This window comes from Enterobacter soli ATCC BAA-2102 (assembly GCF_001654845.1).
GTDB lineage: Bacteria > Pseudomonadota > Gammaproteobacteria > Enterobacterales > Enterobacteriaceae > Enterobacter > Enterobacter soli.
In genome coordinates this window covers 32,376-48,044 of sequence record NZ_LXES01000011.1, presented here as the reverse complement: position 1 = coordinate 48,044, position 15,669 = coordinate 32,376, and the positions used below count along the sequence as shown (strand labels likewise).

Sequence of the window (15,669 nt, the reverse complement as noted above, 5' to 3'; positions counted from 1 at the left end):
AGCCTGATGCATTGATATAGCCGTCAACCTGATGGTCGATAAGGAGATCGTGAAATATGGCTTTCAAAACATGGCATACGGGCGTTCATATTCAACAAGATAAGGTGCGGATTGTTGCGCTGACGAAGGAGAAATCAACCTGGAGCTTGCGCCGTTGGTGGGCTATCCCGCTGGCGGACGATATTCTACGTGACGGACAAATTATTAAGCCAGAACAACTGGTTGCGGCACTGCGCGACTGGCGCAGAATGCTGCCGCTTTATCATCGAGTCTATCTTGCTTTCCCTGCGGCCCGGACCCTGCAAAAGACGCTTCCTCGTCCGGCTATTGCGCTGCGTGACAGTGAGCAGGCCACCTGGGTGAGCTCTGCGCTGGCGCGTGAACTTGAGATGCCCCCGGATTCGTTATGCTTTGATTATGCACAGGATACTTTCAGCAGCACCTTCCAGGTGACTGCGGCACAAACCAAAGAGGTCGCAACCCTTCTGTCGCTGGCGACCACCCTGCGCCTGCGAGTCGCCGCCGTGACGCCTGATGCCGGGGCGCTGGTCAGCCTGCTTCCTTCGGCTGCACCTGCTCAGTGTGTTGCCTGGCGCGATGAACATCAATGGCTGTGGGCCATGCGCCACCAGTGGGGACGACGTTTACGCCAGGAGGCAGCAAATGTGGCTGAACTGGCCGCATTGCTGGCGCTTTCCCCCGACGATATCGCCCTGTTTGATGCCCTGGCTCGTGACCCGTGGGAAGCCGTATCACGCTGCCAGCCTCCGCTGCCTGAATGTGGCGCTGAATTTACCGTAGCACTGGCGCTGGCCATGAATGAGATGCCCCTATGAACAGGGTGAATCTCCTGCCCTGGAGACAACAACGGCAGACGCGATGCATTCGGCTCTGGAGCATCCTGTTGGCGGGCTGGTTGCTGGTGGTATTGGCCGCCACGCTCTGGCTGCGGGCGTATCACCTTATCGGCATCCGCGCGCTACAGCAGAACATAGCCGGTATGTCTGCTGTGGAGCATGTGCTCGAAGCGCGTCAGAAGCAGGACTTACAAATGCCACAGGCGTCTGTGCAACCCTCCGCAAATATACCGTGGCAGCCGGTACTGCTGTCACTGGCACTGGAGATCCCGCCTCAGGCATGGCTAACCCAGCTACGTTATCAACCGCCTTCTCTGACGCTGACAGGCTATGCCGCATCGCTTCCGGCACTCAGCGCGATGGAGGAGGCGTTGAAGAAGGTGAAGGGGATGAGCCCGGGGGCCGCTGGTGAGTTGCAACAGGATAACCAGGGGCGGTGGATGTTCACTTTCAGGCTGGTCAGCCAGGGGTAGCCCGTGCACATCTTTTATGAACGCTGGTGTGCGTACCCTGTGTGGCTACGGGTGCTCCTGGGGTGTTCAGGGGCCGTCATGTTAGCGCTTGTCGCCTGGGGCGCTGGGGTGAAGCCGCTGCATTCCCGGCAGGTGGCACTGAATGCTCAGCTTGCCAATACCCTGCGAACCCGCGCAGCCCTCTGGACAACGGCCATGCGCTATTCACCTGTGGCAGAACAGAGTAGCGCGCAAATACGGCAGGGCTTTTCCCCTCTGGATTTTCAACACGATGGTACGAAGCTGGTTCACTGGAAGCCCACGCAGAATGGGGGCGAGTTGACGCTCGATGCTGACTGGGCGCAGATCCCTGACGTGTTTTCCCGGCTGGCGCTGCGGGACGTCAATGTGGCGGCCTTCGACATGACCCCACAAGGGGCGCAGCTTCGCCTGAACATCCAGCTGGAGCGACATCATGCGGAGTAACGTGCGTTTTCTGCTTCTGTGTTCCCTGCTGATGTTAACCGGGATGCGCGATCCTTTTCATCCGCCAGAAGATCGCTGTGCGGTGGGGCAGTTAGCGCAGTGGCGATATCTGGGGGTAGTCAGCGGTATCAGCAGCATTGGCATTTTGCAGGATGGGCAAAAACGTTGGCATCGGGTCAGGGCAGATGATCGCCTGCCGGTGGGATGGCGGGTGATCGCCATAGACGAAAAGGAACTGGTCATTGTGCTGGGCGATGCGTGCGAGCCAAAGCAATGGCAGTGGCAACGAGAAGGAACGGGAAAAAATGAAAATCAGGATAATGCTCTTGCTGATGATACTCAGCCATCCGGTGTGGGCGGGCACCCCAAAGCCGGTCAATCTGGTCGTCGATGATGTTCCTGTGGTGCAGGTGCTACAGGCCCTGGCCGCGCAGGAGGAACGTAATCTTGTGGTGTCACCCGATGTGAGCGGTACGCTGTCGCTGAATCTGACGCGCGTTCCCTGGCGGCAAGCGCTTAACACCGTTGTCACCAGTGCCGGGCTTATCTTACGGGAAGAGCGGGGGATTTTTTATGTCCACACCGCGGCCTGGCAGCGCGAGCAAGAGGCGCGTAAGGAGCAGGAACAGATCAAGCGGCAGCTTGATGCCCCGCTGTTATCACGCAGTATTTCCCTTTCGTATGCAGATGCCGGGGAGCTGCAAAAGGCGGCTGAAAAACTCCTCAGCACAAAGGGCAGTTTGGCAGTGGACAAACGCACCAACCGCCTGCTGGCACGTGACAACCAGGCCGTGCTGGATTCGCTACAGCTCTGGGCTGAACAGATGGATATGCCCGTCGAACAGGTAGAGCTGGCCGCGCATATTGTGACAATCACCGAAAAAAGCCTGCGTGAGCTAGGGGTTAAATGGAATCTTGCAGAGTCCACTGGCGCGGGCAGCGTTGGGCAAGCGACGACACTGAGTGCCGATCTTTCCGTATCCCAGGCCACAACACATGTGGGGTTTAACATCGGGCGGATTAACGGCAGGTTGCTGGATCTTGAGCTGTCGGCTCTGGAGCAAAAGCAACAGGTTGAGATTATCGCCAGCCCGCGATTGCTTGCATCACATATGCAACCGGCCAGCATTAAGCAGGGCAGTGAAATCCCTTATCAGGTGTCCAGCGGAGAAAGCGGTGCCACCTCCGTGGAGTTCAAAGAGGCAGTATTAGGCATGGAAGTCACCCCCGTCGTGTTACCCGGTGGTCGAGTGCGGCTTAAATTGCACATCAGTGAAAACATGCCGGGGCAGGTATTGCAGCAGGAGAATGGCGAAACGCTGGCGATTGATAAGCAGGAGATTGAAACACAGGTGGAGGTAAAAAGCGGAGAAACGCTGACGCTGGGCGGTATTTTCTCGCAAAAGAATAAAATGGGGAGTGATAGTGTGCCCGGTCTTGGAAAAATCCCCTGGTTTGGGCAGTTTTTTCGCCATGACGGTAAGGACAATGAACGACGTGAGTTAGTGGTGTTTATTACGCCACGTCTGGTAGGTATTCACTAATGGGAAACGATCCCCGCAATGATTTTGCATTCAGTTTGTTGCAGATGTTTGACGTGGGGCATGAATTAGCATACAAGGAGTACCGATTTGAGTTTGACTTGCGTCTTGTTGCCTTATGCGTCTGGTGCGGCGATTTAATCAGTTGCCAAACAAGCCGTAGTATTGAGATAATTTTTAGTCTGACTCTCGCTCTATTGCATATGAGGTTTCAGTTCATGTCCTGCTACGCTGGGTGTCTGCGAAGCGGGGATTACCATTAACGAATAGTCTTAGTAGTACCGAAAAAATGGCAGAGAAACGCAATATCTTTCTGGTTGGGCCTATGGGTGCCGGCAAAAGCACTATTGGGCGTCAGTTAGCTCAACAACTCAATATGGAATTTTACGATTCTGATCAAGAGATTGAGAAACGAACCGGAGCTGATGTGGGCTGGGTCTTCGACGTAGAAGGCGAAGAAGGTTTCCGTGACCGAGAAGAAAAAGTGATCAACGAACTCACGGAAAAACAGGGCATCGTTCTGGCGACAGGCGGCGGTTCTGTTAAATCTCGCGAAACCCGCAACCGTCTCTCCGCCCGTGGCGTTGTGGTCTATCTTGAGACGACCATTGAAAAACAGCTGGCACGTACGCAGCGCGATAAAAAGCGCCCGTTGCTGCAAGTTGAAACGCCGCCACGCGAAGTTCTGGAAGCCCTGGCCGGTGAACGCAATCCTCTGTACGAAGAGATTGCTGATGTGACCATTCGTACTGACGATCAGAGCGCTAAAGTGGTTGCAAACCAGATTATTCATATGCTGGAAAGCAACTGATTCTGGCTTTATATACACTCGCCTGCGGGTAAAAGCATTTAAGGTGGATGTCGCGTCATGGAGAGGATTACAGTTACTCTCGGGGAACGTAGTTACCCTATCACCATCGCGGCTGGTTTGTTTAACGACCCAGCTTCCTTCTTACCACTGAAAGCGGGTGATCAGGCGATGCTGGTCACCAATGAGACTCTGGCTCCGCTTTATCTCGACCGTGTACGCCACCTGCTTGAACAGGCGGGCGTGAAGGTCGACAGTGTGATTCTGCCCGATGGCGAGCAGTATAAGAGCCTGACGGTACTGGATACCGTCTTTACCGCATTACTGCAAAAACCTCATGGTCGCGATACGACACTGCTTGCTCTTGGCGGCGGTGTTGTTGGCGATCTGACAGGTTTTGCCGCCGCAAGTTACCAACGCGGCGTACGCTTTATTCAGATCCCAACCACGTTGTTGTCACAGGTCGACTCTTCTGTTGGCGGCAAAACGGCAGTTAACCATCCACTCGGCAAAAACATGATCGGCGCGTTCTATCAGCCGGCATCGGTCGTAGTGGATCTCGATTGCCTGTCAACGCTGCCCAAACGTGAGCTGGCGTCTGGCCTTGCTGAAGTGATCAAATACGGCATCATTCTCGACGGCGAGTTCTTCACCTGGCTTGAAGAGAATATGGATGCCCTGCTGCGTCTGGATGGGGCTGCTCTGGCCTATTGCATCCGCCGTTGTTGTGAGCTGAAAGCGGAAGTTGTTGCCGCAGACGAGCGTGAAACCGGCTTACGTGCTTTACTGAATCTGGGGCATACGTTTGGTCACGCTATTGAAGCCGAAATGGGATATGGCAACTGGCTTCACGGCGAGGCGGTTGCAGCCGGTATGGTGATGGCTGCTCGCACCTCTGAACGTCTCGGTCAGTTCAAACCGGAAGAGACTCAGCGCATTATTACGCTGCTTGAGCGCGCCGGCTTGCCGGTAACCGGGCCGCAGGAAATGTCTGCACAAGCGTATTTACCCCACATGATGCGCGATAAAAAAGTATTGGCAGGTGAGATGCGTCTGGTACTCCCACTTGCAATAGGGAAGAGTGAAGTGCGCGGCGGAGTGCCGCACGATGTTGTTCTTGGCGCTATCGCTGATTGTCAGCAAGCGTAACAATTAGAAAGGTCAGGCCACTGTCAAAGGTGGTCGTTTAGCTTCAGGTGAAATGCAAAGTCGTTGGCATAAGCCTTTGAGTGGGGTGTTAAATGGATGAATTCAAACCAGAAGACGAGCTGAAACCCGATCCCAGCGATCGTCGTACTGGTCGTTCTCGTCAATCTTCAGAACGTGATAACGAGCCGCAGATCAACTTTGACGATGTTGATCTGGATGCAGACGATCGTCGCCCTTCACGCAGCCGTAACGCGCGTGATGAGCGAGAAGAAGAGGATTATGAGCCCGAAGAAGATTCAATGGACGAAGAGCCGGTAGAGCGTCGCCCGCGTAAACGTAAAAAAGCTGCGGCAAGCAAACCGGCTTCCCGCCAGTACATCATGATGGGCCTGGGCGTTCTGGTTCTGTTGCTGCTGATTGTCGGCATCGGTTCCGCGCTAAAAGCGCCATCAACTGACTCAAATTCACAGACCGCGTCGACTGAGAAGAGCATCAACCTGTCTGATAATGATGCGTCAAATCAGGCGAATGGTGCGCAACCAGCGCCGGGCGCAACCTCTACAGAGCAGACCGCCGCAAACACAACGACTCCGCAGGATGTTTCTCTGCCACCAGTCTCTTCTACCCCGACTCAGGGTCAGGCACCTGCTACGCCAGAAGGCCAGCAGCGTGTAGAAGTTCAGGGCGATCTGAACAATGCACTGACACAGCCTCAGAATCAGGAACAGGTGAACAACGTTGTGGCGAACTCTACGCTGCCAACTGAACCTGCAACTGTGGCGCCGATTCGTGGTGGTAATGCACAGCCACAAACCGCTGCAACGGAAACGAAGCCGCGTCAGACGCAAACGGCAACGCATCAGGAACGTAAACAGGCTGTATTTGAGCCGAAGCGTGAAGCCAAACCGCAGGCTGTTGTAAAAGCGCCAGAATCAAAAGTTGTCACACAGCCAAAACGTACTGAAACAGCCGCTGTCAGCGAACCTGTAAAAGCACCTGTGGCTGCAACACCGAAAGCAACGGCGACCACAACCGCGCCAGCAGCGACTCCGGCACCAGCAGCGAGTGCAACAGCAACAGCGACGGCGTCCAGTGCAGCGACAGGCAAAACGGCAGGTAATGTTGGTTCCCTGAAGTCAGCACCTGCCAACAACTACACGCTGCAACTGAGCAGTTCGTCTAACTATGACAACCTCAGCGGTTGGGCGAAGAAGTCGAATCTGAAAAACTACGTGGTTTATCAGACGACCCGCAACGGGCAACCGTGGTACGTGCTGGTAAGCGGTGTTTACGCGTCTAAAGACGAAGCAAAACGCGCCGTAGCCTCACTGCCTGCTGATGTTCAGGCGAAAAACCCGTGGGCGAAGCCGATTCATCAGGTTCAGGCCGATCTTAAGTAATGTGTAAAGCGCAGGATGCTGTCGGAGCTTTCTCCACAGCCGGAGAAGGTGTAATCAGTTAGTCAGCATGAAAAAAAATCGCGCTTTTCTTAAATGGGCAGGGGGGAAATACCCCCTGCTCGACGATATTAAAAAACACCTGCCGAAAGGCGAGTGTCTTATCGAGCCCTTCGTGGGCGCCGGATCGGTATTCCTGAATACCGATTTTTCTCGTTATATTCTGGCGGATATTAACAGCGACCTCATCAGCCTCTACACCATCGTCAAACTGCGTACCGATGAGTACGTGGACGAGGCGCGTAAGCTGTTTACCCCAGAGCACAACAATCCAGACATTTACTATCAACTTCGCGCAGAGTTTAATCAAAGCCAGGATCCGTTCCGCCGCGCGTTGTTGTTCCTGTACCTCAACCGTCATGGCTACAATGGCCTGTGCCGGTATAACCTGCGCGGTGAATTTAACGTGCCGTTTGGCCGCTATAAGCGCCCTTATTTCCCGCAGGTTGAGCTGTACCACTTTGCTGAAAAAGCGCAGAACGCGGAGTTTTATTGCCTCTCCTATGAAGAGTGTATGGAGCAGGCTGACGCGAATTCGGTGGTCTATTGTGACCCGCCTTACGCGCCACTTTCTGCGACGGCAAACTTCACTGCTTATCACACCAACAGCTTCAGCCCGGCTGAGCAGGCGCGTCTGGCGGAGATGGCAGAAAAGCTGGTCAGTAAAAGAATTCCAGTGTTAATTTCGAATCACGATACGCCGGATACACGCGAATGGTACAAAGCCGCGAAGCAATTCCAGGTTAAGGTACGACGCAGTATTAGCAGCAACGGCGGCACACGTAAAAAGGTGGACGAACTGCTGGCTCTTTATCGACCCTGAGCCGTTTTGCCTGCCGGTAAACACATTTCAAGGAGATGCGGATGAAACAGTTTTTGATTGCCCCCTCAATTCTGTCGGCCGATTTTGCCCGCCTGGGTGAGGACACCGCCAAAGCGCTTGCTGCGGGTGCGGATGTCGTCCATTTCGACGTTATGGATAACCACTATGTTCCCAATCTGACCATCGGCCCGATGGTCCTGAAAGCGCTGCGGAATTATGGTATTACCGCGCCGATTGACGTGCATCTGATGGTTAAACCGGTCGATCGCCTTGTTCCCGATTTTGCCGCTGCGGGGGCCAGCATCATCACTTTCCACCCTGAAGCTTCCGAGCACGTCGACCGCACGCTGCAATTGATCAAAGAGAACGGCTGTAAAGCGGGCCTGGTCTTTAACCCGGCGACACCGCTGACTTATCTCGATTACGTCATGGATAAGCTGGACGTGATCTTACTGATGTCCGTTAACCCGGGCTTTGGTGGTCAGTCGTTTATTCCTCATACGCTGGATAAACTGCGTGAAGTGCGCCGCCGTATTGATGAGTCGGGCTATGACATTCGTCTGGAAGTGGACGGTGGTGTTAAGGTGAATAACATTGGTGAGATTGCGGCTGCGGGTGCAGATATGTTCGTCGCGGGCTCTGCAATCTTCGACCAACCGGATTACAAGAAAGTCATTGATGAAATGCGCCGTGAACTGGCAAAGGTAAGTCATGGATAAATTGCAGGCAACCCGGGGTGTAGCATTTGACCTCGACGGCACGCTGGTGGACAGCGCGCCGGGCTTAAGTAGCGCTGTCGATCAGGCGCTGTATGCGCTTGAACTGCCCGTTGCGGGCGAAGAGCGTGTGGTGACGTGGATTGGTAACGGCGCCGATGTGCTGATGGAACGCGCCCTGACCTGGGCGCGCCAGGAGCGCGCGGTACAGCGTGCTGCACAGGGGAAACCCGGTGTTGACCATGCGGACATCCCGCAGGAAGAGCAGCAGCGCATTCTGCGTAAACTGTTCGACCGCTTCTATGAAGAAACGGTTGAAGAAGGGAGCTTCCTGTTCCCGGATGTGGCTGAAACGCTGAGCACCCTCCACGCGCAGGGCATTCCGCTGGGGCTGGTGACAAACAAACCTACGCCGTTCGTTGCACCGCTGCTGGAAGCGCTGGATATCGCGAAGTATTTTTCCGTGATTGTGGGTGGCGATGATGTGCAGAACAAAAAGCCACATCCTGAACCGCTATTGTTGGTGGCAGGAAAATTATCCTTAACGCCTGACCAGCTGCTCTTTGTCGGTGATTCACGCAATGATATTCTTGCTGCCAGAGCGGCAGGCTGTCCTTCCGTGGGATTAACCTATGGCTACAACTACGGTGAAGCCATCACGCTAAGTGAGCCGGACGTGGTGTTCGATCACTTCAAAGATATATTGCCCGCACTCGGGCTCTCGCACAGTGAAAATCAGGAATTGAAAAATGACTAAGCCCATCGTTTTTAGTGGCGCACAGCCGTCAGGTGAATTGACCATTGGTAACTACATGGGTGCGCTGCGTCAGTGGGTCAACATGCAGGATGACTACCATTGCATCTATTGCATCGTGGATCTTCATGCCATTACTGCGCGTCAGGATCCTGAGAAGCTGCGTAAAGCCACCCTCGATACACTTGCGCTCTATCTGGCATGTGGTATTGATCCAGAGAAAAGCACCATCTTCGTTCAGTCTCATGTGCCAGAGCACGCGCAGCTGGGCTGGGCGCTGAACTGCTACACCTATTTCGGTGAGCTGAGCCGTATGACCCAGTTCAAGGACAAATCCGCACGCTATTCTGAAAACATCAACGCCGGTCTGTTTGATTACCCGGTACTGATGGCGGCAGACATTCTGCTGTACCAGACCAACCAGGTTCCTGTTGGCGAAGACCAGAAGCAGCACCTGGAGCTGAGCCGCGATATCGCCCAGCGTTTCAACGCCATTTATGGCGATGTGTTCAAAGTGCCTGAGCCGTTTATTCCGAAATCCGGTGCGCGCGTGATGTCGCTGCTGGAGCCAACCAAGAAGATGTCCAAGTCTGACGATAACCGCAACAATGTTATCGGCCTGCTGGAAGACCCGAAATCAGTGGTCAAAAAGCTCAAGCGCGCGGTCACCGACTCTGATGAGCCGCCAGTAGTTCGTTACGACGTGCAGAACAAAGCGGGCGTTTCCAACCTGCTGGATATCCTCTCTGGCGTGACGGGTCGTACGATCCCTGAGCTGGAGCAGCACTTCGAAGGCAAAATGTATGGCCACCTGAAAGGCGAAGTGGCGGACGCAGTTTCCGGGATGCTGACCGAGTTGCAGGAGCGTTATAACCGCTACCGCAACGACGAAGCGTTCCTGCAAAAAGTGATGAAAGACGGCGCGGATAAAGCCAGCGCGCGCGCATCCGAAACCCTGAAAGCAGTATACGAAGCGATTGGGTTTGTGGGTAAGCCGTGAGTCTGCTTGCCGGGTGGCGCTAACGCTTACCCGGCCTACGAGATCGTGTAGGTCGGGTAAGGCGAAGCCGCCACCCGACTAAAAACTACACTCTCCAAAACTAAAAAACCGGGATTTCCCGGTTTTTTTATGCCTGAAAAACGCTTACTGCTGTGCCGCCGGGCCGCAACCACCGATGATCTTCGAAATGGAGATCGCCGGGTGCAGCAGGTAATCGTAGCTACAGTTATTTTTGGTGTTTTCAACATGACCCGTACAGGCTGTAAGAGTCGATAACACGGCGACCAGAACGGCTGCCTTTGCCAGTTTGAACATACGCATTCCTTGTCTAAAAACGAAATTTTTTATGTAACACGAGGGAATAAATGGAAAAGTTCCACTTCGGGGCGGTATGTTAGCGGCGGCGGCAAGATGCGAGTAGTCCGGTTAAGGACTACCCGAAGAAGGGATGTTATGCGTTAGTGGTTAGAGAACCAGTTCAGTTTTTCGCGCAGTTCAACCACGCGACCCACCACAATCAGCGCCGGGCTTTCTACCTGCTGCGCCAGCTCACCTAACTGCGTTAATACGCCGTTCACCACACGCTGTTTAATCGACGTACCATTTTCCACCAGGGCAACCGGCATATTTTCCTGCATTCCGTGCTCCAGCAATTTCGCCTGAATGGTTGCGGCCTGGTTCAGCCCCATATAAAACACCAGCGTCTGCTTTTCGGCCGCCAGGTTGTGCCAGTCCAGCTCGCTGCCGGTTTTCAGGTGGCCCGTCACCAGACGTACGCTTTGCGCGTAGTCGCGATGGGTCAACGGAATGCCGGAGTAGGCCGAACAGCCGGAGGCTGCGGTGATCCCGGGCACGACAGAGAACGGAATGCCCGCATTACACAGGGTTTCAAGCTCCTCGCCGCCGCGACCAAAGATAAACGGATCGCCGCCTTTCAGGCGCACCACGCGTTTGCCTTTTTGCGCTTCACGTAGCAGGATCTGGTTGATCTCTTCCTGTGGAACGCAGTGGTAACCCGCGCGTTTACCCACGAATACGCGGTCAGCATCGCGACGCACCAGGTTCAAAATGTCATCGGAGACCAGACGGTCGTAAACCACGATGTCTGCCTGCTGGATCTGCTGCAAACCCTTAAGCGTCAACAACCCGGCATCGCCTGGCCCTGCGCCCACCAGCACCACTTCACCGCGATTATCCAGCGGTTCGCTGAGCAGCTTTCCGGTTATCTCTTCAACGGCTTTCTGATCCTGATTCGCCAGCGATTGCGCCAGCCTGTCATTCACAAAGAATTTTTCCCAGAAGCGACGGCGCTCGCCGACGGTGGCGAAGGTTTTCTTCACCTGTGAGCGCAGCTGGCCCGCATAATGCGCCACCTGGCCGAGATGCTGAGGCAGGATCGATTCCAGCTTTTCTCGCAGCAGGCGAGCCAGTACCGGAGATGTCCCGCCGGACGATACCGCCACCATCAGCGGCGAACGGTCGATAATCGACGGCATGATAAAGCTGGCTTCTTTCGGCGCATCCACCACGTTACAGAAAATACGACGCGTCTCGCAGGCATCGCTGACGCGCTGGTTAACGTCGTCGTTGTCGGTTGCGGCAATGGTCAGCCAGCAGGTATCGAGCAAGGATTCGTTGAACTCACCCTGCATCAGTGTGAGCATCCCTTCCTGCGCCCAGGCTTCAAACTGCGGAGCGAAGGAGAGGGCGTTGACGGTCAGTCGTGCACCTGCCTCTAACAGCAAGCGCGCTTTGCGTTCAGCCACATCGCCACCACCTACAAGCAGGCAGTCGCGATTGCGTAATTGACAGAAAATAGGCAGGTGATCCACGACATTACCTCTTAAGAATGGGCTTTCGCCTGAGCCGTTGCGATGTTTGCCGGAGTCGGACGCTCCGCTTTCGGGGTAGCATACCAGTAACCTAACCCCATAAACACTGCACCTGAAAGGGTATTACCCAGCGTTACCCACAACAGGTTATGGCCGATACCCGAAAGGGTGAAGGCTTCGTTGTGATGGCCGAACCAGGAGAGGGCGAATAACGTCATGTTGGCAATTGAGTGCTCATAGCCGGAAGCGATAAACGCCAGCAGACACCACCAGATAGCGATGAACTTCGCCGCGCCTTCGGTGCGGATTGCCATCCAGATTGCCAGGCAAACCAGCCAGTTACACAGCGCGCCTTTGAAGAACAGCACCATCGCCGGTTGTGTGGTTTTCGCCAGCGCCACGGTGTGCACGATGCTGGTATCCACCGGCAGCAGGCTACCGCCACCCCAGCTGTACAGCAGCGCCACAAACACGGAACCCAGCAGGTTGCCCATCCAGGTTTGCGGCAGAATGGCCCACATCTGGCCGTGGCTGATGGTGCCCGCTTTCACGCCCAGCGTCAGGAACATGGTGTGGCCGGTGAAGAGCTCAGAGCCGGCGATAATCACCAGCGTCAGGGCGATACCGAAGGTTGCCCCCATCACCAGCGGGCGTACTGATGGGTCGAGCAGATTACCGAGAGTGAAAATTAAAATAATCCCCAGGCCCACATAGGCACCTGCCATAGCGGAACTGACCCAGAAGCCGAGAGGATTATTCTGGCTGAGCCGTGCGATGCGCGCAGCGTTAGCCGCACACTTATTAATAGTGTCTGTAAACATGGTTTGATTATCCTGAAAAATAAAAGAAAAAGTTTAAAAAGGGAGGCATTGCGCCTCCCCTGAAATCGTTAACCGCGTAACTGTACTTTGCCGTCCTTCACCCGGGCGTCGTAATGTTTCACTGAGTGGCCCTCATCTTCCATGCAGTGCCCGTCACTTAAGCGGAAACGCTGCTTTTTCAATGGGCTGGCAACCCACAGTTCACCCTGATGCTCCGCAATCAACCCACGGGACAACACGCTGGCCTCAAAGAACGGGTCGATATTGCTGATGGCAAAAACCTGTTCGTCGTGGCGAGGGCGGAAAATCGCGACCTGCTCTTTACCCAGCAGCGCGCAGACGCCGGTGGCTGGCAGGATGTCGTTAATGTTGCAGATGTTTACCCACTGGCTCATGCGTTTTCCTCCACCAGAGTCACCGGAATACGTTCATAAGGTGTCGCCGGACGATGCTGTTCGCGCTCTGCCACAACCTGCACGTTCGGGTCGCGCTGGGTGCTGTTGATAAAGTGTTTGAAGCGCGTCTGCGCCGCCGGGGTGTTCACGGTTTCAGTCCACTCGCAAATCACTGCGTCGCGCAGGCGAGCCATTTCGGCTTCAAGCTGCTCGTTCAGGCCCAGTTTGTCGTCGATGATGACTGACTTCAGGTAGTCGATGCCGCCTTCCAGGTTATCCAGCCAGGACGCGGTACGGGTCAGTTTGTCGGCGGTACGGATGTAGAACATCATGAAGCGGTCGAGATACTGAATCAGCGTATCGTGGTCGAGATCCGCCGCCAGCAGGTCGGCGTGACGTGGTTTCATCCCACCGTTACCGCACACGTACAGGTTCCAGCCTTTCTCGGTGGCGATAATGCCCACGTCTTTACCCTGTGCTTCGGCACATTCACGGGTACAGCCAGAGACACCAAACTTCATTTTGTGCGGGGTACGGATGCCTTTGTAGCGGTTTTCCAGCTCAACGCCGAAGCCTACGCTGTCGCCTACGCCGTAGCGGCACCAGGTGCTGCCCACGCAGGTTTTGGCCATACGCAGCGCTTTGGCATACGCGTGGCCGGTTTCAAAGCCCGCTTCAATCAGCTGACGCCAGATTTCTGGCAGGTCGTCTTTCTGCGCACCAAACAGGCCGATACGCTGGGAACCGGTGATTTTGGTATACAGGTTAAATTCCCGCGCGATACGGCCAACCGCTACCAGGCCTTCCGGGGTGATTTCGCCACCGGCAGAGCGTGGGATAACGGAATAGGTCCCGTCTTTCTGGATGTTTGCCAGGAAGTTGTCGTTGGTGTCCTGAAGCGGCGTATGTTCTGGTTTGAGTACGTACTCATTCCAGCAGGAGGCCAGCAGAGAACCAACGGTAGGTTTACACACTTCGCAGCCATAACCCTGGCCGTGTTTCTCAAGCAGTTCGTCGAAGGACTTGATGCCTTCCACGCGGATCAGGTGGTACAGCTCCTGGCGAGAGTAAGAGAAGTGTTCGCACAGGTTGTTGTTCACTTCGATGCCCTGTTTCGCCAGTTCGGCGTTCAGCACCTGAGTCACCAGTGGAATACAACCGCCGCAGCCCGTACCGGCTTTGGTTTCGGCTTTCAGCGCTGCAACGGTGTGGCAGCCTTTGTTGATAGCGGAAATCAACATGCCTTTCGTGACGTCGAAGCAGGAGCAAATCTGCGCGCTGTCAGGCAGTTTATCGACGCCGATAGACGGTTTGCCGCTCGAGGCGTGAGCAGGCAGGATCAGGGCGTCCGGGTTTTCCGGCAGCTCGATGGCATTCAGCACCAGTTGCAGCAGGTTGCCGTAGTCGCTGGTGTCGCCCACCAGAACCGCGCCGAGCAGGGTTTTGTTGTCCTGGCTCACGATCAGGCGTTTATAGACTTCTTTGCTTTCGTCGAGATAAACGTAGCTGCGGGAGTTCGGGGTGCGGCCGTGGGCATCACCGATACCGCCAACGTCCACGCCGAGCAGTTTCAGCTTGGCGCTCATGTCTGCGCCTTCGAAGGCGTTTTCACTGCCAAGAATATGGTCAACGGCAACCTGCGCCATTTTATAGCCAGGCGCAACCAGCCCGTACACGCGGTTATTCCAGCTGGCACATTCGCCGATAGCGTAGATATCCGGGTCAGAGGTCTGGCAGGCGTCGTTAATCATGATCCCGCCGCGCTGCGCCACGGCCAGGCCGCACTGGTTAGCCAGTTTGTCGCGTGGGCGAATACCGGTGGAGAAGACGATAAAGTCCACTTCCAGCTCGCTGCCGTCAGCAAAGCGCATAGTTTTGCGTGCTTCACTGCCTTCCTGGACGATCTCTTTGGTGTTCTTGCTGGTGTGAACTTTCACGCCCATGCTTTCGATTTTACGACGCAGCTGGTCACCACCCATGTGGTCAAGCTGCTCTGCCATCAGCATCGGGGCAAATTCGATAACGTGGGTTTCAACGCCGAGGTTTTTCAGTGCGCCTGCGGCTTCCAGACCCAGCAGGCCGCCACCGACGACCGCACCGCGTTTGCTGCGACGTGCACAGTTTTCAATGGCTTTGAGGTCTTCAATGGTACGGTAAACGAAGCAATCCTGAGTTTCAGAGCCTTTGATTGGCGGGATCCACGGATATGAGCCAGTCGCCATGATCAGCTTGTCGTAAAAAACCGTACGTCCGGCGCTGGAGTGGATCACTTTTTCCTGACGGTTGATGGTGATAGCGCGTTCGCCCACCAGCACTTTTACGCCATGCTTCTCGTAGAATCCTTCACGTACCAGAGAAAGCTCTTCGGCGGTGTGGTGGGAGAAGTAGGAAGAAAGGTGCACACGGTCGTACGCCTTGCGGGGTTCTTCACAGAACACGGTAATATCGAACTGGGCAGCGTCAGCTTTATCGAGAAGATCCTCAATAAAGCGGTGGCCGACCATGCCGTTACCGATGATAGCGAGTCTGACTTTGCTCATTTTTGCCTCGATTTCTTTTCTATTACTGCCTACCTTAA

17 protein-coding genes are annotated in these 15,669 nt (G+C 55.0%); 12 read left to right on the top strand and 5 right to left on the bottom strand.

Translation table 11 applies throughout. The features are described from left to right. Window positions 1-56: 56 nt before the first annotated feature. From pilM to trpS, 12 genes are all read left to right on the top strand, one after another. The gene (gene pilM / locus M987_RS03970; protein WP_014072107.1) at window positions 57-836 is read left to right on the top strand and encodes a pilus assembly protein PilM; all 780 of its coding nucleotides are present in this window, start codon (window positions 57-59) and stop codon (window positions 834-836) included. Continuing rightward, window positions 833-1,330: a PilN domain-containing protein gene (locus M987_RS03965; RefSeq protein WP_014072106.1), complete on the top strand. Its 498-nt coding sequence runs from the start codon at window positions 833-835 to the stop codon at window positions 1,328-1,330. The genes pilM and M987_RS03965 overlap by 4 nt, the downstream gene beginning before the upstream one ends. A 78-nt stretch (window positions 1,331-1,408) precedes the next feature. Further along, a complete protein-coding gene (locus M987_RS24430; RefSeq protein ID WP_014072105.1) occupies window positions 1,409-1,795 on the top strand; it encodes a HofO family protein in 387 nt (128 codons plus the stop codon). Beyond that, window positions 1,785-2,189, top strand: coding sequence for a HofP DNA utilization family protein (locus tag M987_RS03955; RefSeq protein WP_014072104.1), 405 nt, complete (start codon window positions 1,785-1,787; stop codon window positions 2,187-2,189). The genes M987_RS24430 and M987_RS03955 overlap by 11 nt, the downstream gene beginning before the upstream one ends. After that, window positions 2,101-3,339 (top strand): DNA uptake porin HofQ, encoded by a 1,239-nt coding sequence (gene hofQ, locus M987_RS03950; RefSeq protein WP_041162141.1) that lies wholly within the window; start codon window positions 2,101-2,103, stop codon window positions 3,337-3,339. Before M987_RS03955 ends, hofQ begins: the two co-directional genes overlap by 89 nt. 286 nt (window positions 3,340-3,625) lie before the next feature. Then, window positions 3,626-4,147, top strand: a complete 522-nt coding sequence (aroK, locus tag M987_RS03940; RefSeq protein ID WP_010436374.1) for a shikimate kinase AroK — start codon at window positions 3,626-3,628, stop codon at window positions 4,145-4,147. Between the two features lie 57 nt (window positions 4,148-4,204). Further along, entirely contained in the window at window positions 4,205-5,293 is a 1,089-nt protein-coding gene (aroB, locus tag M987_RS03935; RefSeq protein ID WP_014072102.1) for a 3-dehydroquinate synthase, read from the top strand. A gap of 92 nt (window positions 5,294-5,385) precedes the next feature. Next, window positions 5,386-6,693, top strand: coding sequence for a cell division protein DamX (damX, locus tag M987_RS03930; RefSeq protein ID WP_014072101.1), 1,308 nt, complete (start codon window positions 5,386-5,388; stop codon window positions 6,691-6,693). Between the two features lie 67 nt (window positions 6,694-6,760). After that, the gene (dam, locus tag M987_RS03925; protein WP_014072100.1) at window positions 6,761-7,573 is read left to right on the top strand and encodes an adenine-specific DNA-methyltransferase; all 813 of its coding nucleotides are present in this window, start codon (window positions 6,761-6,763) and stop codon (window positions 7,571-7,573) included. Between the two features lie 41 nt (window positions 7,574-7,614). Beyond that, window positions 7,615-8,292, top strand: coding sequence for a ribulose-phosphate 3-epimerase (rpe, locus tag M987_RS03920; protein ID WP_014072099.1), 678 nt, complete (start codon window positions 7,615-7,617; stop codon window positions 8,290-8,292). After that, window positions 8,285-9,046, top strand: a complete 762-nt coding sequence (gene gph, locus M987_RS03915; protein WP_014072098.1) for a phosphoglycolate phosphatase — start codon at window positions 8,285-8,287, stop codon at window positions 9,044-9,046. Before rpe ends, gph begins: the two co-directional genes overlap by 8 nt. After that, window positions 9,039-10,043 (top strand): tryptophan--tRNA ligase, encoded by a 1,005-nt coding sequence (trpS, locus tag M987_RS03910; RefSeq protein ID WP_014072097.1) that lies wholly within the window; start codon window positions 9,039-9,041, stop codon window positions 10,041-10,043. Before gph ends, trpS begins: the two co-directional genes overlap by 8 nt. 144 nt (window positions 10,044-10,187) lie before the next feature. Here trpS and M987_RS03905 read toward each other — a convergent pair whose 3' ends face one another. From M987_RS03905 to nirB, 5 genes are all read right to left on the bottom strand, one after another. After that, on the bottom strand, window positions 10,188-10,358 hold the full coding sequence (locus tag M987_RS03905; RefSeq protein ID WP_014072096.1) for a YhfL family protein: 171 nt from the start codon (window positions 10,356-10,358) through the stop codon (window positions 10,188-10,190). Between the two features lie 143 nt (window positions 10,359-10,501). After that, entirely contained in the window at window positions 10,502-11,875 is a 1,374-nt protein-coding gene (gene cysG, locus M987_RS03900) for a siroheme synthase CysG (RefSeq protein WP_014072095.1), read from the bottom strand. Window positions 11,876-11,886: 11 nt separating this feature from the next. Continuing rightward, window positions 11,887-12,696, bottom strand: a complete 810-nt coding sequence (gene nirC / locus M987_RS03895) for a nitrite transporter NirC (RefSeq protein WP_014072094.1) — start codon at window positions 12,694-12,696, stop codon at window positions 11,887-11,889. Window positions 12,697-12,764: 68 nt separating this feature from the next. Continuing rightward, entirely contained in the window at window positions 12,765-13,091 is a 327-nt protein-coding gene (nirD, locus tag M987_RS03890) for a nitrite reductase small subunit NirD (protein ID WP_014072093.1), read from the bottom strand. Then, complete coding sequence (gene nirB, locus M987_RS03885) at window positions 13,088-15,631, bottom strand: nitrite reductase large subunit NirB (RefSeq protein WP_014072092.1); 2,544 nt, start codon at window positions 15,629-15,631, stop codon at window positions 13,088-13,090. The genes nirD and nirB overlap by 4 nt, the downstream gene beginning before the upstream one ends. Window positions 15,632-15,669 lie beyond the last annotated feature (38 nt).

Coding starts and splice junctions, on each gene's coding strand:
- aroB (WP_014072102.1), top strand. CDS start 4,205: ATGGAGAGGATTACAGTTACTCTCGGGGAACGTAGTTACCCTATCACC.
- gph (WP_014072098.1), top strand. CDS start 8,285: ATGGATAAATTGCAGGCAACCCGGGGTGTAGCATTTGACCTCGACGGC.
- dam (WP_014072100.1), top strand. CDS start 6,761: ATGAAAAAAAATCGCGCTTTTCTTAAATGGGCAGGGGGGAAATACCCC.
- damX (WP_014072101.1), top strand. CDS start 5,386: ATGGATGAATTCAAACCAGAAGACGAGCTGAAACCCGATCCCAGCGAT.
- aroK (WP_010436374.1), top strand. CDS start 3,626: ATGGCAGAGAAACGCAATATCTTTCTGGTTGGGCCTATGGGTGCCGGC.
- rpe (WP_014072099.1), top strand. CDS start 7,615: ATGAAACAGTTTTTGATTGCCCCCTCAATTCTGTCGGCCGATTTTGCC.
- M987_RS24430 (WP_014072105.1), top strand. CDS start 1,409: ATGTTAGCGCTTGTCGCCTGGGGCGCTGGGGTGAAGCCGCTGCATTCC.
- trpS (WP_014072097.1), top strand. CDS start 9,039: ATGACTAAGCCCATCGTTTTTAGTGGCGCACAGCCGTCAGGTGAATTG.
- M987_RS03965 (WP_014072106.1), top strand. CDS start 833: ATGAACAGGGTGAATCTCCTGCCCTGGAGACAACAACGGCAGACGCGA.
- nirD (WP_014072093.1), bottom strand. CDS start 13,091: ATGAGCCAGTGGGTAAACATCTGCAACATTAACGACATCCTGCCAGCC.
- M987_RS03955 (WP_014072104.1), top strand. CDS start 1,785: ATGCGGAGTAACGTGCGTTTTCTGCTTCTGTGTTCCCTGCTGATGTTA.
- pilM (WP_014072107.1), top strand. CDS start 57: ATGGCTTTCAAAACATGGCATACGGGCGTTCATATTCAACAAGATAAG.
- nirB (WP_014072092.1), bottom strand. CDS start 15,631: ATGAGCAAAGTCAGACTCGCTATCATCGGTAACGGCATGGTCGGCCAC.
- M987_RS03905 (WP_014072096.1), bottom strand. CDS start 10,358: ATGTTCAAACTGGCAAAGGCAGCCGTTCTGGTCGCCGTGTTATCGACT.
- nirC (WP_014072094.1), bottom strand. CDS start 12,696: ATGTTTACAGACACTATTAATAAGTGTGCGGCTAACGCTGCGCGCATC.
- hofQ (WP_041162141.1), top strand. CDS start 2,101: ATGAAAATCAGGATAATGCTCTTGCTGATGATACTCAGCCATCCGGTG.